The following is a 25,360-nucleotide window of genomic DNA, read 5'->3' as shown; positions in this document are numbered from 1 at the left end:
TATTTAAACAAGGAGCGATTATAGTATGGCACAAACGTCCACTATCCAAAACGACACAAAGGCAGCCGAAGAATATGCAGCTCGAGTGTTTGAAACAATTAAACAACGGAATCCTGGCGAAACGGAATTCCACCAAGCAGTTGAAGAATTCTTAAACTCTGTTATCCCAGCCCTTGCAAAAGAACCTAAATACGAAGCAAATGGTATTTTAGAACAGTTAACAGAACCAGAACGCCTTATCAGTTTCCGAGTTCCATGGGTGGATGATTCTGGCAAAGTACATGTAAATCGCGGTTACCGGGTCCAATTTAATAGCGCAATTGGTCCATATAAAGGTGGTCTTCGTTTCCATCCTTCCGTTACTGGAAGCATCGTCAAATTTTTAGGCTTTGAACAAATTTTCAAAAACTCTTTAACTGGCTTGCCAATCGGTGGCGGTAAAGGTGGATCTGACTTTGATCCAAAAGGAAAAACAGATGCAGAAGTAATGCGTTTCTGCCAAAGCTTTATGACAGAATTACAAAAACATATCGGTCCTGATACAGATGTTCCAGCTGGTGATATCGGCGTTGGCGGACGCGAAATTGGCTACTTATTTGGCCAATACAAACGTCTTCGCGGCGCTTATGATGCTGGTACAATTACTGGTAAAGGCCTTACTTACGGCGGTAGTTTAGCTCGTACAGAAGCAACAGGTTACGGTCTTGTTTACTTCACTGTTGAAATGTTAGAAGCAGCTGGCGAAACCATTCGCGGCAAAAAAATCGTCGTTTCTGGTTCAGGTAACGTTGCGATTTATGCTATCGAAAAAGCACACGAATTAGGTGCTAAAGTTGTTGCCTGTAGCGACTCTGCTGGTTTTGTTTATGACAAAGAAGGTATCAAAGTAGAAACAGTAAAACAATTAAAAGAAGTAGAACGCAAACGTATTAGCGAATATACAACCATCCACCCTTCTGCTGAATATTATGCAGGCGGCGACGTATGGTCCGTTCCATGTGACATCGCGCTACCATGTGCAACTCAAAATGAAATCAACGCCGATCAAGCCCGCGCGCTTGTAAAAAATGGTGTTATCGCTGTTGCAGAAGGCGCAAACATGCCCTCTACACTTGAAGCAGTTGACATTTACCACGAAAACAAAGTACTTTTTGGCCCAGCGAAAGCGGCAAACGCTGGCGGTGTTGCAGTATCAGCCCTTGAAATGGCTCAAAACGGCACACGCATGAGCTGGTCGTTCCAAACAGTCGACGAACATTTACAAAACATCATGAAAGATATTTATAAAAATTCAAGTAATGCAGCAAGCGAATACGGTGCTCCAGGTAACCTAGTTATCGGCTCCAATATCGCAGGCTTCCTAAAAGTTGCAGACACAATGATTTCTCACGGTATCATTTAATTCAAAAAAGCCCTTCTCTCTTTTGAAAGAAGGGCTTTTTGTTATCTCATTAACTTCCGTAAAATAAAAGAAAGTCCAAACCACAGAACAATACTAATCAAAATCGTTATCAGCCAACCAAAAACATTATGTTCTAACGGAAGCGGCATATTCATTCCAAAAAATCCCGTAATAATCGTCGGAACCGTCAATAAAATAGATAAAGCCGTCAAAATTTTCATCGTATCATTCAGATTATTATTCAAAATATTATTATACGTACCTGACAATTGCTGTAAGATTTCTGAACTTAATCCCGTCATCTCCACAAGCTGCTTTGCTTCAATTAAAGCATCTTCAAACTGCTCTTTTTCCACTTCATTTAGTTCCCGGTAAATCATATGCGATTTCATTTGTTCCAGCAACGCCGCATTTTGCTTAGACGCCGAAACAAAATAAACAATTCCCGTTTCCAAATCCGACAATAACAACAAATTTTTCTTCGTCGTTTTAATTTTCAATTTGTCATTAATCAATCTTCTCTCCATATCCATTTCTTCCACATACGGAAAAAAAGCATCCATAACAAAATACAAACTACTAAATAAAAACTGAAAAATAGTGACTGCGTCTGAATCCGCTAAATATTGCTTCATTTTCCGCGTAATATACTGATTATCATTGTTCGTAATCGTAATTAATTGTTCATCTTTTATAATAAAAACCATCGGAATTGTTTCATAATGATTATCAAGTTTTCTTTGATCCGGTACATTAAATACAACCACAAATGTGTTCGTCTTTTGGTCATACTCAAAATGGGCTCGTTCATTTCTATCAATTGAATAAGCAATTACCTCATTATCAATTTGATACTTTTCATAAAAATCCGCTAAATTCTCTGTATTATCCGTATCAATATTAATCCAATTATATTTCCCATTTCCAAAAACAGTCTGAATAGACATTTACTTCTACCTACTTTCCTTGATGTCATAAAAAAAGAGAGCCTCAATACCTGAGCATCTCTAAATCTACATAATTATAGCACAGAATCTGGGAAATTCTGTGCTACAACTATCTTAAAAGGAGTGTTTATTTGAAATAAGCAATTATCAATATTTCTATGGGGGAAGTAATTTATTTTAAATTAGCTTATTTCAAATGACAATCTCTATGGGATAATTATATCTTACATTACTTTTATGTCTAAGTCAATACTTTTGTTACAGAAATATTTCATATAATGCTAATAAAGTGTATTAATAATAAAGTGTAATATTAATGCAATAAACGTGATATTTTTCCATCTTTTCTTTACTATGCTATAATTAACTAGGAAATATCTTATTTATAGGAGGAATTGGCATGTCAAAAAATGAAGCAACTGCTTATATTGGTACATATACCAAAGTCGAAAGCCAAGGTATCTATCGCCTAGTAATCGACAAAACAACTGGCGAAATTAAAGAAAATAAATTAGCTGGAAAAATGGACAATCCAACATATCTTAAAATTTCAGATGACGAAAAATTCGTTTATTCTGTAGCAAAAGATGGCGATAAAGGTGGCGTTGCTGCTTTTTCTATTGAAGAAGATGGCTCACTTTCTTTCATCGGCCAAGAGGTTCAAGCTGGTAACCCGCCATGTTACGTTGATGCATCCCATGATGGTTCCATCGTCGTTTCCGCTAACTATCACTTAGGTACAATCGTAAGCTACCCAACAGAAAACGGTGCATTAAAGCCTTCTGTTTCCACAATTCAACACACTGGTAAAAGTGTTCACGAACGCCAAGAAAAACCACATGCGCACTTTGCTGGTTTCACTCCAGACCAAAAATACGTTATCACATGTGACCTTGGAACGGACAAAGTAACTACTTACTCCGCTACTGCTGGCAAACTTGAAAAAGTAACGGAATTAGATGTAAAACCTGGAAGCGGCCCTCGTAACCTTGTTTTCCATCCAAATGCTAAATATGTATATATCATGACGGAATTAACTTCCGAAGTTGTTTTCGCTGAATATGACAAAGCTACTGGCGCGTTAAACGTGATCCAAACAATCGCATCTCTTCCAGAAGGTTTTGACAAAGAAAATAAAGGTAGCGCAATCCATATTTCTCCAGATGGTCGTTTCCTATACGTTTCTAATCGCGGCCAAGATGCTATCGTTAGTTATGCAGTTGCCGAAAACGGTACATTAACACTTGCAGCTACAACTCCAGTGGAAGGCGTTGGTCCACGTGACTTCGACCTTGACTTTACTGGCGAAATCTTAGTTGCAACAAACGAAAACAGCAATAACGTAACTGTTTTTGGTGTTAATAAAGAAACTGGCGCTCTTACTTTACTTCAAAAAGATGTAAAAGTTCCAGAACCAGTTTGCATTAAATTCGTAAAATAATAATAAAAATCCAGAATGGCGTTTAAACCATTCTGGATTTTTTTATACTAAAACTGTTTTTCCTGCTTCAATGTAACTTAAATCATTCACAGCCTCAATGGTCCATTCCCCATTTTCAAAGCCAAGTCTTGTAACGCTTGCATTGGCTAGTTCTGGGTTAATTAATGACTTGTCAAAGAAAGAAATAATCGTATTGATTGCCATTCCATGCGAAACAACTAACACATTAGCATTATCCGATTTGTTTTCCGCACTAACTGTTTCTAGCGCATTTTTCAATCTGCCAACCATCGTATCCCAAGATTCCGACATGCCAGTTTCATCAATTTTTTCCACCGTTTCAGATATGATTTGGTATCCATCATCGCCGAATTTTTCAAAAGCTTCTTCTACTGACTTAAAGCCTAAATATTCCATTACTTGGCCAAACATAATATCTTCATACTCACCTTCAAATTTACCAAAGCCAAACTCACGAAAATCACGTAATTCATTGATTTCTAAATGTGCTTGTTTGCTTTCGCGTAACACAATTCCAGCCGTTTCAATTGTCCGACCACGGTCACTCGTATAAACTGCATCAAATGGAGTCCCGCGAAGTCCACGTCCTAAAAATTCCGCCACTTCGATTCCTTCATTTGTTAATGGTGTATCTGACCACCCTTGCACGCGACGAGATGTATTAAACATCGTCTTGCCGTGCCTAACTAAGTACACATTCAGTTTTCCTGCTGTCATTTAAACTCCCCCTTATGCTTTTTTACCAGCTTCTACATACGACATATTCCCTGGTTCTTCAATCGAATAAGCCCCATTTTCAAAAATAACTTTAGTCACGCTGGCGTTTTCAATAATGCTTATATTTTTACTCGGATCAATCATTTTAATAATGCGATGAATAACCATTCCATGCGCAACGACTAAGACTTCTCCACCACCACGATTTTGTGCATCTGTAAGAATTGCATCAAGCCCAGCAGTTAATCTTTCTTCAAAAATAGCCGAGTTTTCCGTCATACCAGTTTCGTCCATTTTGTGCACCGTATCAATCACGATGTTAGCATTTTTTTCAGCATTTTGCTCATAATAGCTTTCAATCGAGTCAAAACCGTGCGCCTTTGCAACCATTTTTAATACTGCTTGGTTATATTCCCCTTCAAATTTACCGAAACCAAATTCCCGCATCTCAGCCAATTTTTCCAGTTTTAAATGTTGGTTGTCACTTTCGTTCATGACAATTCGAGCAGTTTCAATCGCGCGTCCTCGGTCACTTGCGTAAGCGGCTACAAAATTAGTCCCCTTCAAGCCCCGACCTAACTCATGCGCAACAAGTGCCCCTTCTTCGGTTAAAGGCGAGTCAGCCCAGCCCTGCACCCGATCAAGTGTGTTTAAAATCGTCTTTCCATGTCGCGTTAAATAAATAACTACCCTACTTGCTGATTCCATGTATACACTCCTTTAAATAATCACTTCTCCCTTTAATAGTAGCAATCTTAGGAGTTAATGGCAAACTAATTTATTTTAAAGTAAAGATATCTTTACTTTTGTAAATTTTATTATATAATCTAAGTAAAGATATCTTTATTTGGTGGTGATTTAATGATCGTGACAAATAAGCTTAAAAATTTAAGAGAAGAACGAGATATCGCTCAAAATGAATTAGCTAAAGCGTTAGAAGTTTCTCGACAAACAATACACGCGATTGAAAAAGGTAAATATAATCCTAGTCTAGAACTGAGCTTGAAGATAGCCAAATACTTTCATTTATCGGTTGAAGAAATCTTTAACTTAGAGGGAGAATGACAATGAAAAAATATACTATAAATAGAATTATTATTACCCTGTTGCTCATGATATATGTGGTTTCAATACTAGCCATAATCAAGGGCGAAAAGCCATTTGAAACTACCAATTTTTTAGAATTTATGCTAATTGGAGTTATTGTGGTGAGCCTAACTGTTTTCGGGAGTAAAAATACTATCAAGAAACAATTTGAAGAGGATAAAGTGGAAAAAGATGAAAGATATCTAAAAAACAGAAATATATTTTCTTATTATTTCGTCATTTCCTTGGGGGTGTTTATTCCAATTATACTTGGATTTGCAAGCATTATCGACGTGAAACAACTATCCTTAAGTAACATTGCAACCATATTCCTTATCATTAGTATTGTATACCTGGTGGCAATTGAAGTTATAAGAAGAAAGCTCTGAAATCTCCCTAATCAAAAAGGAAACTTAACCTCAAAAAACACTTCCTCCAAAATCGAGAAAGTGTTTTTAATTTCTTTTAATGAACACCCTTCATATACTTTTTCAAGAATGGCGCGATAATGAATAATGCTATTGCAAAGGCTATTGCTACGAAGCCTGTGATTCCGAAGTAAGCAATTTCTGTATCAGCATTAAAGTATTGTGTTAATTGGGCGTTGAATGATTGGCCCATTGCATCTGACAAGAACCATAAGCTCATTGTTTGGGATGCAAATGCTTTTGGTGCTAGTTTGGTTGTTGCAGATAGACCTACTGGTGAGATAAACATTTCCCCAAAAATACAGATGAAGAAACTTAGCACTAACCAAAGCGGGCTTACAAGTGTTGTCGTATTTCCATGCAAAATACCTGGAAGCATCATAACAACGAATGATAAACCTGCGAAGAATAATCCGAGCGCAAATTTGCGTGGTGTAGATGGTTGTCTGTCCCCTAACTTCGTCCAAATCCATGCAAAAATTGGTGAAAGGGTAATGACAAACACTGGGTTAAGCGACTGGAAATTGGCCGGATTTAAGTTTATACCCCAAATAGATAAATCCGTTCGTTCTGCCGCGAAAAGTGCCAATGTTGACGAGCCTTGTTCTTCAATCATCCAAAATAATACTGCGACTAAAAATAACGGTATGTATGCAGTCAAACGTGATTTTTCGTCCGCTTCTGTTTTCTTGCTAGTCATCATCATAATAAAGTAAAAGAGTGGAACCCCTACGCCCATCACCGTTACAGCAAGAATAATCGTATCAATTGTTAAGCTGCCTGTAATCCAAGTTAAAACTGCAATTAATAATCCTATCCCTAAAACAATGCCAATTATTTTGAATGTCAGACTTTTTGCTTCTGATCTTTGAAGCGGATTCGGCGCTTTTTTGCCAGCGTCTTTTAAGTAACGTTTTCCTGTTAGAACATAAACAACGAGTGCAATTGCCATACCAACTGCCGCCACGCCAAAACCAGCATGGTAACTTCCAGCGTTATCAGAAACAGCCGAAACGATTGGCGGAGCAATAAATGCACCTAAGTTAATCCCCATATAAAAGATACTAAAACCAGCATCGCGACGATTATCTCCCGCTGGATACAAATCCCCAACGACATTAGAAACGTTCGGTTTAAGTAGACCAGTTCCCAGAATAATAAACGCCATCGATCCAAATAGTGCCGCTGCTCCACCACTTGGAATAGCTAAGACAATATGACCAACCATAATCAGTACGCCACCGTAAAAGATGGTTTGACGCGCCCCCAAGACACGGTCAGCAAACCAGCCACCAATGACGCCCGACATAAATACTAGTGAACCATAGATAGACATAATCGCCGTTGCTGTTGATTGGCTAAATCCAAGTCCACCATCTGATACCGCAGTATACATATAATAAAGTAATAACGCGCGCATTCCGTAATAGGAGAATCGCTCCCAAAATTCGGTATTAAATAATGTTGCCAGGCCACGCGGGTGCCCGAAAAATGTTTTTTCCTTCTTGGTACTCAAGAAAATTCGCCTTCTTTCTTTTGATTTTTATTCAAGTTAGCAAATTTCTTCTCTATGATTTACGCAAAAGTTTCGTTATCCATTATAAAGCATTTGTATAAATTTGACGAGACACTTCTAAAGTTTGATCGCCACGCTCTGAAATATTCGTTAAGCCGTGACGTTCCAGTTGATCAACAAGAAGGTCTACCACTTCTTCGCCAAGTCCGTAATCACTAAATCTAGTTCCAGCGCCTAAGCTTTCAAAGAACTCACGTGTTTTCAAAATCGCTGCATCTATTTTTTCTTCATCATTACCACTCGTAATTCCCCATACTCGTTCCGCATATTGCACTAATTTATCATGCTTTTCATTGCGGCGAACATTTAAAAGCGATGGAAGAACAATGGCTAAAGTGCGCGCATGATCAATTCCATAAAGAGCAGTAATTTCGTGACCTAAACTGTGGCTCGCCCAGTCTTGCGGAACACCTCTTGATAACGTCCCATTAAGTGCATTAGTTGCGGACCACATAAACGTAGCACGTGTATTGTAATCATGATTATCTTCTTCAATGACAGCTGGGCCAATTTCGATTAATGTTTGTAGTAGACTTTCGGCATAACGATCTTGTAGTAACGCGCCGACAGGATAAGTCATATATTGTTCCATTACATGCACATATGCATCCATAATGCCGTTTGCTAGTTGACGTTTTGGCAGTGTGTATGTAAGTTCTGGATCAAGCAAGGAGAAAACGGGATAAGTATAAGCACTACCAAAGCCAAGTTTCGCTTTCTTCTCCACAAAAGTGATTACACCACCACTATTCATTTCAGAACCAGTTGCAGGAAGTGTTAGTACTGTTCCAAAAGGAAGTGCCTTTGTAATCGGACGTTTTTCGCCGATGCCGCTACCAAAAATATCCATTGGTTCGCCGTCAAATAACGCGCCAGCTGCGACAAATTTTGTACCATCAATAACAGAGCCGCCACCAACCGCAAGTAAAAAGTCATAGTTTTCTTCTTTTACTAATTTGATTGCTTTGATTAATGTTTCGTATGTAGGGTTGGCTTCAATACCACCAAATTCGCCAACTTCTCGTGATTTAAGAACTTCTTTTACTTTATCAAGTGTGCCGAATCTTTTCACACTTCCGCCGCCATATAAAATCAATACCTTTTTATCTTGCGGGATCACTTGATTTAATTCTTCTAAACGATTTTTACCAAAAATAATATGAGTAGGATTATAATAATCAAAATTCAACATTTCTTTTTGCATTTAAACGTCCTTCTTTCTGTTTACAAATTTACATAGCATAGTTAATAATACACTTTTTCTAGAAAATTTAAACCTTATGCCAAAAGTTTCCATTTATATAAGTAAATAATCGCATTTTTTCCGAATTATCGCACCAGATTACAGTGATTTTCTATACAAAAGTCCTACTTTACGTTAAAATGAAAGGGAAGAAGAATGGAGTGAAGAACATGTTGATAAAAAACCTTTGTATCCCTAAAATAAATTTAACAACCGTCCCTGGAGATGCTACGTTACAAGAGGCTATCCATTTACTAGAAGAATCTGGTTATCGCTGTGTTCCTGTATTAGACGAAAAAGGTGAAAAATTCTTAGGTAATATTTATAAAATGCATATTTACAAACATGCGGCTAATGGTGGAAGCCTTAGCGATCCTGTAATGAGCCTAATCAAAAATGCAACGAAACATATTTGTGTCAATGCATCTTTCTTTGAAGTCTTTTTTACAATTAAAGAGCTACCATATATCGCAGTTCTAAATGAACAAGGTAACTTTTATGGGATTTTAACGCACGGAAAATTACTTGGTTTGCTACAAGACGGCTGGAATGTAAAAACAACTAGCTACGTACTTACGATTGCAACAGGTGAAGTTCAAGGTGCTTTAACTAAAATCACTAAAATTATCGATCGTTATTCGAGCATCGCAAGTTTGATTACACTAGATAACCAAACAGAAGACTTCATTCGCCGCGTACTTGTTTCGCTGCCAGTTGGCGTAACAGAAGAGAAGAAAAACGAAATTGTTTCTCACTTAGAACGCAAAGGACTTCGTGTCGTAGAAACTGAAAAAATCGAAAAATAATAAAAACAGCTTGAAAATGAGGTAACTTCTCATTTTCAAGCTGTTTTTTTGTGTACCTTTATTTGGTATCATGATTGTTCTTTGCTGCTCGTCTACCAATAAAGTATGTTGCTGTGATGATAAGCAGGAGCAATAGCACGCCACCTGTAATATACATCCATGTGTAGTCTTTCTCTAGTCCTAATGCTACTTTGTTGGCTTTTTTCGCTTCATCCGAAGTTATAGTGAACTCTTCCGTCCACTCCCATTTATCATCGGCATTTCTGGCAACTAAATGTAACTTATATTTGCCCGGTTTTAACTCTTGATTTTCCCAGTCCACGCTGTAATTAAAATTGGAGTTTGGCGCCATTGACAAATCTGTTCGTTTCGCTTCATGTAATACTTTATCGCTGCCTTGTTTATATATTTTGGCATCCACGGCCAGCCCGCCAACTAAGGTCGCTTTTGTATTTTGCAAATTCATTTCAACTACATTGCGGTAATTTCGGGTTGCTGGTTTAATTTGATTCAATTCTAGTTCTGGTTTTACGACAGTTGTTTTCTCGGTTAGCTTCACACCGATAACGTAGGCGTATTCATTTTTAATCTGGACATCGTTTTTATCGGCATCTTTCTCTTTGTCTTCGGCTTTCTTTTCCTTAAAATGTAATCCGCCCAAAATAATGCCGTCAAAGTTTTCAGCGGGCATTTGAATCGTAACCGTCCATGTTTTGGTTTCATTTGGTTCAAGTGTAACCTCGGAGGCACTTTCTTTCGCTATATCCGCAAAGGGATATTTTAACGTTTTGTCTGGCTTTGTATTTGGTATCGAGTAATCCACATAGCCCATCTCATTGGTAATAGCCGTGTTGGCAACGCAATTAACAGTGATTTTTTCTTTACTATGGTTGGTAATTTCCACTTTTACTGTTTGTTTCTGCTTTGGTTTCATTTGTAAATCGAAATAGGTCACACTAGATGCCTGATTATCAGGAAGAATTGCTTTTACGGAAAAACTACTATTTTCAGTTGCATCGGCCTGATGACTTGGAAAACAAAGAATAGCGACTGTACAGGCAAAGATGATAGCGAATATTTTTTTCAAATCTCTTTTTCCTCCTAATGGCTCAATTTAAAAAGAGAAAACAACATCAACTAATGCAGTTTTCTCTTTTTGAAAAATGTTAAACTCCTGGTGTATCGCTTAAAGTCCAAGTTAATGTACTTTCGTATGTTCCGTCAGCTACTACAACATTTTGTGGAATAGACAATTTTGGTTTAGACGTATCTGTTGCAGAACTTGCCGCGGAACCAAAGCTATCCGTCCATGTTCCCATTCCTTCATCATCACTAAAGTTCGTTGGTGTCGCTGTTTGTTTATCTTTGGCTGCCATTACCGGAACTGCTGCTCCGCCAGTCATAGAAATCGTTACGCTATCATATCCTGTTGGTGCTTGTGCGGTGGAAGTCGCCGAGCCAACAGTCGATTTCGGAATAGTAAGCTCTGCGCCTGGAATTGTTTTCGCTGGTGTAGAAGCATCTTTGAATTCGCTGCCTGTCACGGAAAGTGTCCAACCTGTATTTGTACCACGAATATCGCTAATTTGCGCATAAGGCGTTACTTTTTTAGATACAGAAACTTCTCCTGGTAAATCTTGTTGTCCGTTACCATTTGTATCTACATACGTGGAAATCGTGTCATCTGCGGCATGAACATTTAATGCGCCAGAAGATAAGCTAGATACGTTATGTGTCCCAAAATCCCAATCAGATACGGCTAAAATCCAAAGTCCATCGGAACCTACTGGCGGATCAGTCGGATCAGGAATAACTGGGTCTGGATCAACTGGATCTGGGTTTACTGGAGTTGGATCTGGTGTGGTACTTTTATCAAATTTTACAATCCCTTTTGAATCTTTCGTTACAGAAGTGGCTGCTGAAGCAAAATCTCCAGAAAGTACTGGTGCCACAATCAATCCTAGTGCTAATAAACTCGCTGTTGTTACTTTTACTGTTCTACTTGTCATTATTATTCTCCTCTTTCTGTTATCCTTTTTTGTCGTTCTGTTTCACCGAATTTCTTTCCTCACCTCCTTAAAATAGCCTTTTTTCGCGATTAAAATGAAACCAAACCCTATTAAAACAAGATAAAAATCAGCTGTATCTCCTGTTTTCGGCAGTCTTTTTGGAGGAACTTTGGTCGGAAAAGTGCCGCTTCTGTCATCTGTTCCAGTTTTTGGTTTTCGGGGGTCATGCGTGAAAATCACTCCCGCTTTACTTGTCGCCTTATCCGTATTCGCTTTTACATAAAACGGCGAGGCGCACACAAATAAACAACAGATTAAAATGAATCCCATTTTTTTCAATTTAGATAGCTCCTTTTGTTTGATGTAGCTGATTATGGTCGAGGCGCATCTTCTAGTGTCCAGGTGATTTTCGACTCATAAGAATCGTTCACTAGCGCATCATTTGGTTCTATTTCCATGGTTAAACTGTCCTCCAGATTGACGATGGTGGAATCATATTTCGGGTCTGTCACAGCTGATTGTTTCTTTTCGATAGGTTGATTCGTCGTATTTAAATAAATCGGACTGCTAGAAGGCGATTTGCTTTGATATTTTAGCGAAGTTTGTAGCACGTCGCCGCCGCTATTGGTAAATGGTGTCATCGCTCCGGTTATCGTCCATCCTTGTCGCACAGTTCGTCTATCAATCACCTCTAACTCAGCCTTTCCAGACGAACCATAACATTTAAGCGTTTGTTTCTTATCTGAAATTGGCACAGAGTCTGCATTTGCGTCTATATCCATACGAAATTCATCTGGGATTTGCAATTCCAAAAGTTCTTTTACGTGAACAATGACTGTAACAGGTATTGCATCTTGCTCATAGTATCCACTTTTAGGCGAAGTAAGAGTTACAACATAATCTCCCGCCGTATTAAGTCTTACTTTATATATAAAGTCATCTCTTAGTGTTCCTTCACCTGTCAAAGTTGCATTTACATCTGCTCGAAATTGAGTAGCATTTACTTTATCTCCTACTAAATAGGTGTATTCTGCATCTGCAGTTATGACTGGTGGCTTATACTTAATCGTTACCATAATATTGGCCTGCGCATTTCCTTCAATATTAGAAGCTTTGACAGCAATCCAGTAAATACCTACAGTGTTTAGATTCTTTAGTTTCACATCAAAATCGCTTGTAATTGTTGTTGGTTGATCTGTTATCAAATTGACATCGTTTAGAAATTGTTGTTCCGTAAGTGATGTACCTATCTCATAAGTAAGGCCTGAATTGTAAGACACAACTTGTGGTGGGCCAATATAAGTTAATGGCTGAAAAATCCTACCCCTGTAGTCCACTATGCTATTGCTACCATTTAACGGAAAAGCCTCGTCCCACGAATAGGTAACTCCTGGAGACAAAGGAGAGTAATAAAACGGTTTTTTAGCCATTTCTTCTGCTGAATATGTAATTTTAGAAGTAATAGGATCAATAGTTGCTTTGGGTTTAGTAGCAGTTATTTTAACTGGCTTGGTTGTTCCGAAAATAGATGGCTGTATAGAAAATTCATACTTACTAGAAGTAACTATCGGTTCCATATCTACTGTTTCGTATCGAACATATAATCGCTGTAAATTAGGCATTTTGTTATTTGTAAGGCTAGATAAATCAGTAATATGATTCTCATCCAAATTAAATATCTTTATTTTAGTACTGGCAAATTTAGCAAGTGGCGAAACATCTGATATATTATTTCTTTCCAAAGATATTTCTTCTAAATTAGGTAATTTATTAGGCAGCTTTGGAAAAAGGGATAAATCAGAAATGTTATTACCTCCTAAGTCTATATATTTAAGCGTTGGTGCACTCAGTTCAGTAAGAGATGAAATATCTGAAATATTACCATTATTAATATTTAACCGATATAACTGTGAGTATCCATTTGGTGCCTTTAAAAAAGGAGATAAATCTTTACATTGTTTATTACTATATAACCGTACATCGTAAAGATTAGGTAGATATTGAATGCCTTCGATACTTCCTATAGTAGCAACTGAAGTTAAGAAGACTATTTTATTTAACTCCACTTCAGTAACAACATCATCCACTTTCCAATCCGTTTTAGTAGGTGTTTGAAAATTGTTATTTTCTACTCTTGCTAGTTGGTTTGCGATAGTTTTTGCCATCCCTTCATCGGGAAACAAATCTGCTATCGTGCTATTTGCTGGAATTGTTAGTGGGCTAGCTTTCAGATTTTTAGGTGTATTTACACTTTTTAACGTGGGCGCCTTTTTCTTCGCATCATCTAATAGTTCCGAACTCTTAGGTAGCTCTTTTTCCGTTTCCATAGCCCTCGAATAAACCGGAGTGATAAGCGCTAAAATTAAAACAAAAAGCAGAACTATTTTCCAATTGATTTTCATTGTTTGTATGTCTCCTTTTAAATGCTAGTTAGCTGGTTTTCATAGTGACTTGCGACCTTTTTCTGTACGATAAATGTTTTTTTATATGGTTTTAAAATTTCTTGTTCTAATAAGCGGATACGTTGCCGGTAAAAAGCCGCTTTCGATAATGTACTGTATTCAATTAACACTTTTAACGTCACTTCTGGCGGTAAGGTAATGTTTCCATTTTTATCCGTTTTCCCAATGAGTTCTCCCAAATATTTCATCGCATAATATAGTTTTTCCTTGTGCTCCTTGCTATTAAGTAACGCCCTATAATATAAATGGCGCCCTATTCTCTTTAGAAAAAAATATTGAAATCCAAAATTTTCCGGAAATAGCGTTAATGCATATTCGACATCTTCTTTCTTATACTCATACACTTCACAACTTTCCGAGAGAGCGATATTCGTTACAACTTGCGGCGCATCTTCTAAAATGGAATAGCTTAGAAAAATACCTGGCTCAAAAATAGACAAGAGTTTTTCAGGAGCTTCACATGTGTAACTGCTTATATAACCATCTATTAATAAAACAACATTACTCAGCTTAGAAGAATTGTCCATTAAATTTTCGCCACGTCTTAATTTACGTTTTGTATGCCTGATCCCATATTTTTGCATCATGTTAATAAATTCTTTATATGTAAATAATTCTTCCACTCAAATCGACTCCTCTTCTCGAATAATTTAGTAAGCAATACGCGGTTAAGCTTGGCGAGAACTCAACTTATGTTACCATGTGTGTAATTACCAATATTCTCTATAGAGATGGAAAAATAGGCTTTCTAACAGCAAATCTTGGAAATCCCATGCTAAATTCCTCGTAAATAAGTAAAAATCTTGTTTGTTTTTTTGTCACAAATAAATAACTTTCCGTGCTTTTGAAGAAAAAACGGTTTCAAGACAAGCCAAATAATGCTCTTACCACAGGGAACGAGTTCCACATCGGTGAGCACGCCTATACAATAGAAGATTTCTATTTTTGTCCGCCTTTCACAATTGGCCGTTTGGATAATAAAAATCATTTTGTGTGATATTTCACCTTGTCTTTCCCTCCCGTTTTCGATATAATTACTTTTGTAACGATAATGAAAATCATTTTCAATTAGGGAGGAAATACACAATGTTTCAAAAGCATAAATGGGCTACTGTTCTAATGACTGTACTTTTAGCAGTAGTTTTAACGGCTTGTGGCAATTCTTCGGATAAAGACGCGAGCAAAGACAAGGAAGACGCAACAAAAACGATAACTGATACAATGGATCGTAAAATAAAAGTTCCAACAACACCGAAAAAAATCGTCGCACTTCAAAATGTAAGTGAAATGGAAATTTTAGGCGTTAAACCAGTTGGAACGACAGATTATTACATCACTACCTATCCCGAAGCAACAAAAGGGACAGAAAGTGTTGGTAATGACAAACCTAGCATTGAAAAAATTGCTAATTTAAACCCAGACTTAATCATTATTAGTGATTATCAAAAAGACCTTTTAGAGAATTTGGAAAAAGTGGCTCCTGTTTATATTACGCATTTCGGTGATACTCCTGACAAACAACTGTCTAACATTGCAGATCTTTTAAATAAAAAAGCTGAAAAAGAAAAATGGGACAAAGATTACGCTGCAAGTTCCAAAGAAGCTAAAGCAACATTAAAAGATGCTGGCGTAGAAAACGAAAAAGCGGCAGTTATCCAATTTTATGGTAAAGAAATCTATGTTCACGATGCAAAAGTTTTTGATGGACTATACTCCGGTGCAGGTTTCACACCGACCGATGCCGCAAAAGCAAACAAAGAAACGAAAGCTATTTCTAGTGAAGCAATCCCTGAGTATGCAGCAGGCGCGGATCGTCTATTTATTTTAATGCCAGCTGATGGCAACACAGATTCTGTGGATGAAATGCTTAAAGGCGTTTGGAAAGATATTCCAGCTGTGAAGAAAAACCAAGTATACAAAGTTGATAATACTAAATGGAGCGACTATAGTGCCGCTGCTCAACTATATCAAATGCAAGATGCTGTAAAACAAATTACCGGTAAATAATAAAAAAACTCGATTCTGTCAGCAGAATCGAGTTTTTTTATTTATTTAGAAAACCATAAATGTCGTTATTCACTTTACCAAAGGAAGCAATATGATTTTGGACGTTGGAGAATAACACAACGTAAGTTCTACCGGTGTGGCTAACACTGTTAGACACATCCCATCCGGTTACTACCCCGTGACTATTATAACTCCCTGGATCCACATAGAATCCCATTCCATAAGTTGATTTACTACCCGGTGTGAACATTTTCTTCAAACTTGCTTCTGAAATTAATTTTTTATCCATTAATGCTTTGTCAAATAAATACAAATCCGTTGCATTCATACTAATATCCCCTGATCCGTATAATTGCGATAAGTCTACAAGTTTTGGACTTTGGAAAATTCCGTTGTCGTCAATTTTGTATCCTATTGATACGTTTTTGCCCCCATCGACATCTTTCTGTAAGTATCCAGTGTGCTTCATACCTGCTGGGTCAAAAATATTTTCTTGTAAATAGGTTGCCAGTGGTTTTCCACTAACTTTTTCTACAAGATAACCAACCACAGTGTAATTAGCATCCATATAATCCCATTTCCCAGGTTGTGATTTAATTCCCCTCTTCTCAATAGCTTGAATCAATTGATCCGGCGTCATATTGCTGGTTAATTTCGGACGCCCGACAATCCCAGATGTATGGTTTAAAAAGTTCTTAACTAAAATCTTATTACCATTAGGAAAACCAGGTATATACTTCGAAATTGGATCATTCGTATTTATTTTACCTTTTTCTTCTAATTGTAAAAGAGCTGTTGCTATTATCGCCTTTTGAGATGAACCAATATAGAACAACGTATCTGGTGTGTTCAATACTTCTTCATCACGATTGGCATACAAGTACCCCTTTTGTATGATAATTTCTCCGTCGCGAACAACAAGTGCTGAACCACTAAATCCGATTTTTTGTAAATAGTCATCAATTTCTTGATTTTTTACAATCGTTTCTTTTGGTTTTTCTTCTGCTGGCTCTGGTTCTTTAGTTTCTTCTTTTTTGGTCCCTGAGTCTTCTGGTGGCTTTGCGGTAGTTGCTGCTTTCTTCTTAGTTGGTGAGGATACTGTTTGCTGTTGTTTACTTTTAAATTCAAATATCATCCAACTAGTGGCAATAAACAGTAGAAATACAGTACTCAACACGATAATCAAGTTCTTGCGTCTTTTTTGTTTACGTCTTTCGCGTCGATTCATTTCATCACTCCTGGTCTAGTCTAATCGTTAAATGACTTTCCCAAAAGAGAATGTATTAGTAGAAATTATCCCGAACTTCTAATAATACCTAACACTCCACATATATCGTAAATTATTCTTCGCGATAAATCAATACGGAAATGTACCTATGTTTTAAAAAAATTATTCAGTGGTATAATAAGGAAGGATAAATTGATTAAAGCAACAATAAATTGCTATAAAGGAGACTAGATAAAAATGGTACAAATTACAAAAGGTAAATTTGATGGTTTACAAAGACTCTCCAACGAAAAAGGTGTTATTGCAGCGCTTGCCATTGACCAACGTGGCTCACTCAAAAAAATGATCCAACAAGCAAAAGGAACGGAAAATAAAAAGGATGTGGAAGACTTCAAACAACTTGTGTCTGAAGAATTAACGCCTTATGCTTCTGCTATTTTGCTTGATTTAGAATATGGTACTCCAGCAATCAAAGCTCGCCACGAAGGTAGCGGACTTTTAACTTCTTATGAAAAAACAGGCTATGACGCAACTACTCCTGGTAAACTTCCTGATTTAATTGAAGATTTATCAGCACTTCGCATTAAAGAAAATGGTGGAGATGCTGTTAAAATTCTAGTTTATTATGATCCCGATGAGCCAGCTGAAATTAATGAAATCAAATATGCCTTTTTAGAAAGAATTGGTGCAGAATGTCGCGCAGTTGATATTCCATTTTTCTTAGAGCCAATTACTTATGACGCAAAAGTGACTGACTCTGGTTCATTAGAGTATGCTAAATTGAAACCAGCGAAAGTAAAAGCTTCTATTAAAGAATTCTCTAAACCTCGTTATGGTGTAGATGTACTTAAACTTGAAGTTCCGGTTAATTTTAAATATGTGGAAGGTTTTGCGGAAGGTGAAGTCGCTTATACGCAAGATGAAGCAGCTCGTCATTTTGAAGAGTGTTCCGATTTAAGCCCACTTCCATTTATTTATCTAAGTGCTGGTGTAACTTCTGAAATGTTCCACAAAACAATCCAATTTGCTAACCAACATAACGTGCAATACAGCGGCGTTCTTTGTGGTCGTGCAACTTGGGCTGATGGTATTGAAGTGTATGGTAAACAAGGCGATGACGCTTTACGCGAATGGCTTCGTACACAAGGGAAAGAAAACATTACTTCTCTTGATAAATTGCTTGATGAAGGTGCCGTTCCTTGGTGGACAAAATATGGTTCTTTCGAAGATGTACATGTAGTAGAAAAACAATAGTATACAAAAGGCCTCCAGTTAATTTAATTAGCTGGAGGCTTTTTCTCGTTAAATTTCAGCTTGATTTAAATAGTTATAGGCAAACTGGGCATATAGCTCGGCGCCATTTTTCATAACATCTTCATCGATATTAAAGCGGCCGTGATGGTGGGCCCATTCTGTGTCTTTTTCCGGATTGCCACAACCAACGAGTGCAAAACTGCCGGGAGCTTCGTCTTGGAAATAACTGAAATCTTCTCCGCCAGTTGTTGGGCGTTCAAAGTAAAGCATCTCTTCGCCGAATGATTCTGTGATCGTTTTTTGGACGAGTAAAGCACTTTTTTCGTCGTTGATGACTGGTTGTGTGCCTTGTTTGTAAATCATTTCTGCCGTGCCACCGTAGATAGCGGCGGTTTGTTTGGCGTAGTGTTCGATTGATTTTGCGACTTTGGCGCGCGTGGTGTTGTTGAAACAACGAAGCGTTCCTTCTAAATGGGCATTTTCAGCGATGACGTTGTAGCGAGTGCCGACGTCCATTTTGCCGATAGTTACGACGACTGGATCAAGTGGGTCTGTTTCGCGTGCTACGATGGCTTGGAGATTCATGACGAAAGAGGAAGCGATAACGGCCGCATCGATTGTGTCATGCGGCATTGCTCCGTGACCACCTTGACCTTTGAAGTCGATTTGAATGATATCTGCGGAGGCGAACGTGGAGCCAACTACACAAGATATCTTCCCACTTGGAGTTTGGGACCAGATATGAATTCCAAACACGTGGTCCACGCCTTCCATTGCTCCTTGGGCAATCATTTCTTTGGCGCCCTCCGCAATTTCTTCTGACGGTTGAAAAATGAAACGAACCGTTCCAGGTAGCTCGTCTTTTACTTCCACGAGTGCTTTTGCTGCGGTTAATAACATAGCAGTGTGGGCATCGTGACCACAGGCGTGCATTTTGCCATCTTCTGTGGATTTATATGGAAGGTCTTGGTTTAGCTCTTGGACTGGGAGTGCGTCCATATCGGCGCGTAAAGCGACTGTTTTCCCGGATTTCCCGCCTTCAAGTTCTGCGATTAATCCGGTTGGTTCCGTGCGGCGGTAAGGAATGCCCAGTTTGTCTAATTCTTTAGCAACTTGGTCGGTTGTGCGAAATTCTTGCCATTGGAGTTCGGGATGCATGTGCAAATCACGGCGGAAGGCTATCATGGCTTCTTCATTATTTAAAACTACTTGTTTTATTTTCTGATTCATTCGCGCTTTCCTCCGTCCATTTTTTTACTGTTTCCAGTACAACTTCGATTCCTTTTTGGAGCTTGTCGTAATCGGTCCACTCTTCTGGCGCATGGCTTATGCCTTTATGGCTAGGGACAAAAATCAAGCCTACTTCGGTTAAACTGGCGAAAATCATCGCATCGTGTCCGGCCCCGCTAACCATTGTCCTGTATTTAAAGCCGAGTTGATCAGCACTTTTGGTCAAGGCTTGGTGAATTTCTTTTGATAAATGGGTTGGTTGTTGGTAAATCATATCTTCTATTTCGCAAGTAATGCCATTTTTTTCGGCAGCTTGGATGATTTTCTTCGTTTTTGTTAATGTATTTTGGACATGAATTTCGTCTTTTGCGCGAATATCCACGGTGAAAATGACTTTATCTGGGATGACATTGGCGCCATTTGGGTAGACGTTTAGTTTGCCGACTGTTAGCACGGTTCCGCCGCCTTCTTGGATAGCAAGTTCTGGCAGTTGCCCTAAAATTTCGACAGCTGAAACTAGTGCATCTTTTCGGTCAAGCATTGGTGTTGTGCCTGCATGGCCGGCTTGCCCTTTTACGGTTACTTTGATTTGTGTTAAACCGACTACTGTATCGACCAATGCTACATCTTCATTGGCGTTTTCGAGAACCGGACCTTGTTCGATATGCAGCTCGATAAAGGCTTTGATGGACTCTTTTGTGCGAATGGCTGTATGTACTCGATTTGCGTCAAACCCCACACTCGCCATGGCTTCCGCAGCGGTAATGCCCGCTATATCTTTCATTTCGTGCAGCATTTCTGTTGTGACTTTGCCTGTGATTGCGCGTGAGGCAAGAAGTCCTGCGCCGAAACGAGAACCTTCTTCTTCCACCATTGCAATAATTTCAAGCGGAAAATGTGGCTTCATTTGTTGTTCATGGAAAACGCTAGCTACTTCAAGGCCAGTAATAACACCAGCTGGTCCATCAAAAGCGCCTCCATTTGGCACGGAGTCAAAATGAGAACCGACGATAACTGCTGGTAAATCGGGGTTTGCGCCTTCGAGACGTCCGTAGATATTCCCAATCGCATCTTCCGAAACAGTTAGACCTACTTTGGCCATTTCTTGTTTTAAATAGTTGCGCGCGTCGAGGTCTTCTTTGCTATATGTAAGCCGAGTTGTCCCCTGACCCGGAGTTGCAGTAAATCTATCTAAATTCTCTATGTGGCTTTTTATTCTTTCAAGATTTGTTTGCATCAAGCACACCTCCTTTTCTCTATTTTACAGGAAACTTGAAAAAATGCTCGCTTAAACAACTTGCATAAAAAAAGTGACCCCTATTTTCTAGGGATCACTTGCGAATTATTTAGCGAATTGTGGTAAGAACTCTTTGTGCGCTTCTAGCATTTCATCTAGGATTGTTTTTGCTAAGTCGCCGCTTGGAACGAGTGGGTTCGAAGTGAAGGCTTGTAGTGCAGTTGCGTAATCGCCTGTCACTGCTGCTTCGATAGTTAATTCTTCCATCGATTTCATCACTTGTAGTAAACCTCGTTGTGCCGGTGGGAATTTTCCGAAGTTGATTGGTTCCGCACCGTGCGCACGAATGACACTTGTGATTTCCACTGCGCTATCGTAAGGAACATCATCAATTGCGCCATTGTTACGTGTAGATACGACCATTACTGTACCTTTGTTGTTGTAAATCGAGTTGATGATTTCGCATGCTGCATCACTATAATGTGCGCCGCCGCGTTTCGATAATTCTTCTGGTTTGTAATCAAGATTTGGATCTTTATATAATTCGAACAAGCTGTCTTCTAGTTTTTTCACGACTTCTCCGCGAGTACCTTCGTTTTTGAAAGATGCAAGTTCTTCTTCAAGCATTGCATCTGTCATGTAGTAGTAGCGGTGGTATGGACAAGGTAGCATTTTCAGATGTTTTACTTGTTCATATAAGAAGCGCATGTTTTTAATGTTTTCAACGACTTTTCCAGGATTAGCATCTGGTGCGTAAAGGCCATCAATAACTTTTTCTGTTAATTCGGTACCATCTTTGTCAAAAACGCGGTGCCAGTGCAAGTGGTTGATTCCAGCAAATTTGAAGAATAAATCTTCTTCTGGTTTTTCTAAAACGTCGGATGCGCTTTTCACAGCTCCGATTGGCACGTTACAAAGACCAATAACTTTATCCCAGTTGCCGTAACGAAGAACTGCTTCTGTTACCATACCTGCTGGGTTTGTAAAGTTGATTAACCAAGCATCTGGGCAAAGTTCGCGCATATCTTCTACAATACCAAGAATAACTGGAATCGTACGGAATGCTTTAAACATCCCACCTGCTCCGTTTGTTTCTTGACCGATAATGCCATGGCTAAGTGGAATTCTTTCATCTTTAATACGAGCGTCTAATAAACCTACGCGGAATTGAGTTGTTACAAAATCTGCATCTTTTAAAGCTTCACGACGGTCGAGTGTTAAATGTACTTCGCAGTCAATATTCGCTGCTTTAACCATACGTTTTGCCATATTACCAACGATTTCTAATTTTTCACGACCAGCTTCAATATCTACTAGCCAAAGTTCTCTGATTGGAAGTTCATGATAGCGTTTAATAAATCCTTCAACAAGTTCTGGTGTGTAACTGGAACCCCCACCAATTGTAACGATTTTTACACCTTTTTTCATAATTTACTTACCTCCTAGAATTTTAAAGCGTTTTCTTTTCTTCTAGTTCATCATAATTCATGTAATGCATTACAGGTCAAGCACTTATTTTTAATTTATCCAAACTGGCTATTTGGCGGGCTTTTTTGGTATACTAAATACAGAGCTACGAGAAATCGAGGTGTTTGGCAATTGGCAAATATACAAGAAATCGCGAAACTGGCGGGTGTTTCATCAGCAACAGTTTCCCGGGTAATTAATAATCGCGACTATGTGAGTGATGAAACGAGAAAACGCGTCCAGACAATAATTGACAAGTTAGATTATGTTCCAAATATAAATGCTGTGTCACTGAAAAAAGGTGCAACCAAATTAATTGGCATGGTCATTCCTAGTTTTACAGATTCCCTTAATGTATTTTTAAAAAGTTTTACGATGATAGCGCAAGAGCACGGCTATAACGTCACGTTGTTTATGACGCGGATTGATCCAGATAAAGAACTGGAAGCCTTAGAAATGCTGCGCCAAAAACAAATCGATGCGCTCGTTCTCGTGATTCGGTCGAATGATTGGAAAACGATTGAGCATTACACAAAGTACGGTCCAATTGTCACTTGGCAACGGGTCGAAAGTGAAAAAATCCCTTCTGTATTTATGAATCAATATGATGGCTATACGCTTGCCCTCGATCATTTATATGCAAAAGGTTACCGGAAATTTGTGAACGTATACGGGAATACAACCGGGTTAAACACACAAAGTCGCATGCTTGCTTTTAAAGATTTTTGTGCGCGTTATGAGCTTGATCCGCATGAATTTAGGCAGTTTTATGGGCAAGGCTCTCGGCAAGACGGGGAAAAGATTGCGCATTGGTTTGCGGAAACGGAGCATAAACCTGATGCCTTTTTGACACCAAATGATTATTTTGCGGCTGGGCTTTTGACGGAAGCGAGGCGGCTTGGTTATAGTGTGCCGGAAGATTTTGCGATTTGTGGTTTTGATAATATGGAAGTGGCGCATTTGCTTGATATTACGACGATTCACTACCCGGTAAATTTGCAAGCTGAAAATGCTTTTACGCTCATTATGAATCAATTATTTGGTAGCAATTTGCCACTGCTCGATTTAGATTTTCATTTAGTAGAACGAAAAACGACATAATAAAAGGTTTCCTCGCAAATTTGGAGGAAACCTTTTTTGTTAGTTTTTGAAAGAATGAATTGGTGCTGGGATCCGACCACCGCGGGCAATAAAATCAACGGAAGATTTACCGTTTACTGGCATTACTGGTGCCGTTCCGAGTAAGCCGCCGAATTCGACCATGTCGCCAACTTTGGTTCCGCTTGCTGGAATAACTCGAACCGCGGTTGTTTTATTGTTAATCACGCCAATCGCGGCCTCATCAGCAATCATTGCTGCTAGTGTTTCGGCGGTTGTATCACCTGGTACAGCGATCATATCCAGACCAACCGAGCAAATCGCTGTCATTGCTTCTAATTTTTCAAGGTTGAGCGCGCCTTGTTGCACAGCTTCAATCATCCCCGCATCCTCAGAAACAGGAATGAATGCGCCTGATAAACCACCGACATGTCCACAAGCCATGACCCCACCTTTTTTCACAGCATCATTTAAAAGTGCGAGTGCCGCTGTGGTGCCATGCGTTCCGACCATTTCAAGCCCCATCTCTTCTAAAATGTGCGCAACCGAATCACCAATCGCCGGTGTTGGCGCAAGTGATAAATCAACAATTCCAAAAGGAACGCCGAGTTTTTCCGAAGCGACTTGACCAACGAGTTGGCCCATTCTAGTGATTTTGAAAGCTGTTTGTTTTACGGTTTCCGCAACAATATCAAATGGTTCACCTTTTACTTTTTCGATGGCGCGTTTGACCACACCTGGGCCACTAACGCCGACATTGATAACGCAATCCGCTTCACCAACACCGTGGAATGCCCCGGCCATAAAAGGATTATCCTCGACTGCATTGGCAAATACAACGAGTTTCGCGCAACCTAGGCCTTGTGTATCTGCTGTTAAGTCCGCAGTTTCCTTGATTACCTCACCCATTTGACGGACAGCATCCATATTGATTCCAGTTCGCGTCGAGCCAACATTAACCGATGAGCATACGCGTTCCGTTTGTGCGAGTGCTTGCGGAATCGAACGAATCAGGATTTCGTCGCCTTTCGTGTAACCTTTTTGAACAAGTGCGGAATAGCCGCCAATAAAATTCACGCCAACTTCTTTTGCAGCAGCATCGAGTGTTTTGGCAAATTCTACGTAGTCAGTATCAGCACTCGATCCCGCGATAATCGCAATCGGTGTGACAGAAATTCGTTTATTAATAATCGGAATGCCGAACTCGGATTCAATTGCTTCACCAACAGCCACTAAATTACGCGCTTTGGTAACGATTTTTTGATAGATTTTCTTTCGAGCCACTTCGCCGTCGCCGTCCATACAATCTAGCAAAGAAATCCCCATTGTAATCGTCCGGATGTCTAATTTTTCTTCTTCAATCATTCGTATCGTTTCTAAAATTTGATTTGTTTCCATACTAGAATCGCCTCCATCCTAAAGTTTGTGCATTGCGTTGAAAATTTCTTCCCGCTGAATATGTATTTTTACTTGGAGGTCCTCGCCTTTACCGGCTAATTCTGCTTTTACTTCATCAAATTCTTTCGTGATTTGGCTAATATCGCACATCATCATCATCGTAAAATATCCATCCATAATCGTTTGAGATACGTCCACAATATTGATGTTCAATTCTGCTAGTTTGTTACTAACACCCGCGATAATACCCACATTATCTTTTCCAATTACAGTAAGTACAGCTCTCACATCCAACACTCCTTT

Annotated in this window: 24 protein-coding genes; 8 read left to right on the top strand and 16 right to left on the bottom strand. The window is 38.9% G+C overall.

What is annotated here, in order from left to right:
* Window positions 1–25: 25 nt before the first annotated feature.
* Complete coding sequence (gdhA, locus tag HCB49_RS01520; RefSeq protein ID WP_185603900.1) at window positions 26–1,402, top strand: NADP-specific glutamate dehydrogenase; 1,377 nt, start codon at window positions 26–28, stop codon at window positions 1,400–1,402.
* Between the two features lie 41 nt (window positions 1,403–1,443).
* Here gdhA and HCB49_RS01515 read toward each other — a convergent pair whose 3' ends face one another.
* Complete coding sequence (locus HCB49_RS01515) at window positions 1,444–2,349, bottom strand: magnesium transporter CorA family protein (protein ID WP_185545762.1); 906 nt, start codon at window positions 2,347–2,349, stop codon at window positions 1,444–1,446.
* A gap of 400 nt (window positions 2,350–2,749) precedes the next feature.
* Here HCB49_RS01515 and HCB49_RS01510 point away from each other — a divergent pair, with 400 nt between their 5' ends.
* On the top strand, window positions 2,750–3,790 hold the full coding sequence (locus HCB49_RS01510; RefSeq protein ID WP_185603899.1) for a lactonase family protein: 1,041 nt from the start codon (window positions 2,750–2,752) through the stop codon (window positions 3,788–3,790).
* 42 nt (window positions 3,791–3,832) lie between these two features.
* Here the strand turns inward: HCB49_RS01510 and HCB49_RS01505 are convergent, their stop codons facing one another.
* Complete coding sequence (locus HCB49_RS01505) at window positions 3,833–4,528, bottom strand: histidine phosphatase family protein (protein WP_185480652.1); 696 nt, start codon at window positions 4,526–4,528, stop codon at window positions 3,833–3,835.
* A gap of 12 nt (window positions 4,529–4,540) precedes the next feature.
* Window positions 4,541–5,236, bottom strand: a complete 696-nt coding sequence (locus HCB49_RS01500) for a histidine phosphatase family protein (protein ID WP_185603898.1) — start codon at window positions 5,234–5,236, stop codon at window positions 4,541–4,543.
* Between the two features lie 153 nt (window positions 5,237–5,389).
* On the opposite strand from HCB49_RS01500, the gene relB reads away from it, so the two are divergent.
* Both relB and HCB49_RS01490 read left to right on the top strand, forming a co-directional pair.
* Window positions 5,390–5,593, top strand: a complete 204-nt coding sequence (relB, locus tag HCB49_RS01495; RefSeq protein ID WP_008946984.1) for a type II toxin-antitoxin system RelB family anti-toxin — start codon at window positions 5,390–5,392, stop codon at window positions 5,591–5,593.
* A gap of 2 nt (window positions 5,594–5,595) precedes the next feature.
* A complete protein-coding gene (locus tag HCB49_RS01490; RefSeq protein WP_185504433.1) occupies window positions 5,596–6,003 on the top strand; it encodes a 2'-O-methyl transferase in 408 nt (135 codons plus the stop codon).
* Window positions 6,004–6,079: 76 nt separating this feature from the next.
* Here the strand turns inward: HCB49_RS01490 and HCB49_RS01485 are convergent, their stop codons facing one another.
* Window positions 6,080–7,558: a peptide MFS transporter gene (locus tag HCB49_RS01485; RefSeq protein ID WP_185603897.1), complete on the bottom strand. Its 1,479-nt coding sequence runs from the start codon at window positions 7,556–7,558 to the stop codon at window positions 6,080–6,082.
* 82 nt (window positions 7,559–7,640) lie between these two features.
* On the bottom strand, window positions 7,641–8,822 hold the full coding sequence (locus HCB49_RS01480) for an iron-containing alcohol dehydrogenase (RefSeq protein WP_185603896.1): 1,182 nt from the start codon (window positions 8,820–8,822) through the stop codon (window positions 7,641–7,643).
* A gap of 209 nt (window positions 8,823–9,031) precedes the next feature.
* Here HCB49_RS01480 and cbpA point away from each other — a divergent pair, with 209 nt between their 5' ends.
* Window positions 9,032–9,667, top strand: coding sequence for a cyclic di-AMP binding protein CbpA (cbpA, locus tag HCB49_RS01475; RefSeq protein ID WP_003730209.1), 636 nt, complete (start codon window positions 9,032–9,034; stop codon window positions 9,665–9,667).
* A 58-nt stretch (window positions 9,668–9,725) separates the two neighbouring features.
* On the opposite strand, the gene HCB49_RS01470 is transcribed toward cbpA, so the two are convergent.
* The 5 genes from HCB49_RS01470 to HCB49_RS01450 all read right to left on the bottom strand — a co-directional run bounded on the left by HCB49_RS01470 (window position 9,726) and on the right by HCB49_RS01450 (window position 14,761).
* Complete coding sequence (locus HCB49_RS01470) at window positions 9,726–10,754, bottom strand: WxLIP family cell surface protein (RefSeq protein ID WP_185603895.1); 1,029 nt, start codon at window positions 10,752–10,754, stop codon at window positions 9,726–9,728.
* Between the two features lie 79 nt (window positions 10,755–10,833).
* Window positions 10,834–11,676 carry a WxL domain-containing protein gene (locus tag HCB49_RS01465; protein ID WP_185603894.1) on the bottom strand — a complete coding sequence of 281 codons (843 nt, stop codon included), beginning with the start codon at window positions 11,674–11,676 and terminating at the stop codon, window positions 10,834–10,836.
* 42 nt (window positions 11,677–11,718) lie between these two features.
* Entirely contained in the window at window positions 11,719–12,015 is a 297-nt protein-coding gene (locus HCB49_RS01460; protein WP_185603893.1) for an EF2685/EF0750 family sortase-dependent surface protein, read from the bottom strand.
* 32 nt (window positions 12,016–12,047) lie between these two features.
* Window positions 12,048–14,078: a leucine-rich repeat domain-containing protein gene (locus HCB49_RS01455; protein WP_185603892.1), complete on the bottom strand. Its 2,031-nt coding sequence runs from the start codon at window positions 14,076–14,078 to the stop codon at window positions 12,048–12,050.
* Window positions 14,079–14,095: 17 nt separating this feature from the next.
* A complete protein-coding gene (locus tag HCB49_RS01450) occupies window positions 14,096–14,761 on the bottom strand; it encodes a cyclic nucleotide-binding domain-containing protein (protein ID WP_008946973.1) in 666 nt (221 codons plus the stop codon).
* Window positions 14,762–15,224: 463 nt separating this feature from the next.
* On the opposite strand from HCB49_RS01450, the gene HCB49_RS01445 reads away from it, so the two are divergent.
* Window positions 15,225–16,145, top strand: coding sequence for an ABC transporter substrate-binding protein (locus HCB49_RS01445; protein WP_185603891.1), 921 nt, complete (start codon window positions 15,225–15,227; stop codon window positions 16,143–16,145).
* Between the two features lie 37 nt (window positions 16,146–16,182).
* Here HCB49_RS01445 and HCB49_RS01440 read toward each other — a convergent pair whose 3' ends face one another.
* Window positions 16,183–17,373 carry a serine hydrolase domain-containing protein gene (locus HCB49_RS01440; protein WP_185603890.1) on the bottom strand — a complete coding sequence of 397 codons (1,191 nt, stop codon included), beginning with the start codon at window positions 17,371–17,373 and terminating at the stop codon, window positions 16,183–16,185.
* Between the two features lie 237 nt (window positions 17,374–17,610).
* On the opposite strand from HCB49_RS01440, the gene HCB49_RS01435 reads away from it, so the two are divergent.
* Window positions 17,611–18,627, top strand: a complete 1,017-nt coding sequence (locus HCB49_RS01435; protein WP_008946969.1) for a tagatose-bisphosphate aldolase — start codon at window positions 17,611–17,613, stop codon at window positions 18,625–18,627.
* 48 nt (window positions 18,628–18,675) lie between these two features.
* On the opposite strand, the gene HCB49_RS01430 is transcribed toward HCB49_RS01435, so the two are convergent.
* From HCB49_RS01430 to HCB49_RS01420, 3 genes are all read right to left on the bottom strand, one after another.
* On the bottom strand, window positions 18,676–19,857 hold the full coding sequence (locus HCB49_RS01430; RefSeq protein ID WP_185603889.1) for a M20 family metallopeptidase: 1,182 nt from the start codon (window positions 19,855–19,857) through the stop codon (window positions 18,676–18,678).
* Window positions 19,823–21,094: a Zn-dependent hydrolase gene (locus HCB49_RS01425; RefSeq protein WP_185603888.1), complete on the bottom strand. Its 1,272-nt coding sequence runs from the start codon at window positions 21,092–21,094 to the stop codon at window positions 19,823–19,825. The genes HCB49_RS01430 and HCB49_RS01425 overlap by 35 nt, the downstream gene beginning before the upstream one ends.
* Window positions 21,095–21,199: 105 nt before the next feature.
* Window positions 21,200–22,522 carry a 6-phospho-beta-glucosidase gene (locus HCB49_RS01420; RefSeq protein WP_003721330.1) on the bottom strand — a complete coding sequence of 441 codons (1,323 nt, stop codon included), beginning with the start codon at window positions 22,520–22,522 and terminating at the stop codon, window positions 21,200–21,202.
* Between the two features lie 171 nt (window positions 22,523–22,693).
* On the opposite strand from HCB49_RS01420, the gene HCB49_RS01415 reads away from it, so the two are divergent.
* Entirely contained in the window at window positions 22,694–23,662 is a 969-nt protein-coding gene (locus tag HCB49_RS01415) for a LacI family DNA-binding transcriptional regulator (RefSeq protein WP_185603887.1), read from the top strand.
* 39 nt (window positions 23,663–23,701) lie between these two features.
* Here HCB49_RS01415 and HCB49_RS01410 read toward each other — a convergent pair whose 3' ends face one another.
* Window positions 23,702–25,057, bottom strand: coding sequence for a PFL family protein (locus tag HCB49_RS01410; RefSeq protein WP_003721328.1), 1,356 nt, complete (start codon window positions 25,055–25,057; stop codon window positions 23,702–23,704).
* A gap of 18 nt (window positions 25,058–25,075) precedes the next feature.
* Window positions 25,076–25,345 (bottom strand): ACT domain-containing protein, encoded by a 270-nt coding sequence (locus tag HCB49_RS01405; RefSeq protein ID WP_008946962.1) that lies wholly within the window; start codon window positions 25,343–25,345, stop codon window positions 25,076–25,078.
* Window positions 25,346–25,360 lie beyond the last annotated feature (15 nt).

Origin of the sequence: Listeria cossartiae subsp. cayugensis (assembly GCF_014229095.1) — a bacterium.
GTDB lineage: Bacteria > Bacillota > Bacilli > Lactobacillales > Listeriaceae > Listeria > Listeria cayugensis.
The sequence above is the reverse complement of the archived record's forward strand: the minus strand, read 5'-3'. Positions and strand labels throughout refer to the sequence as shown.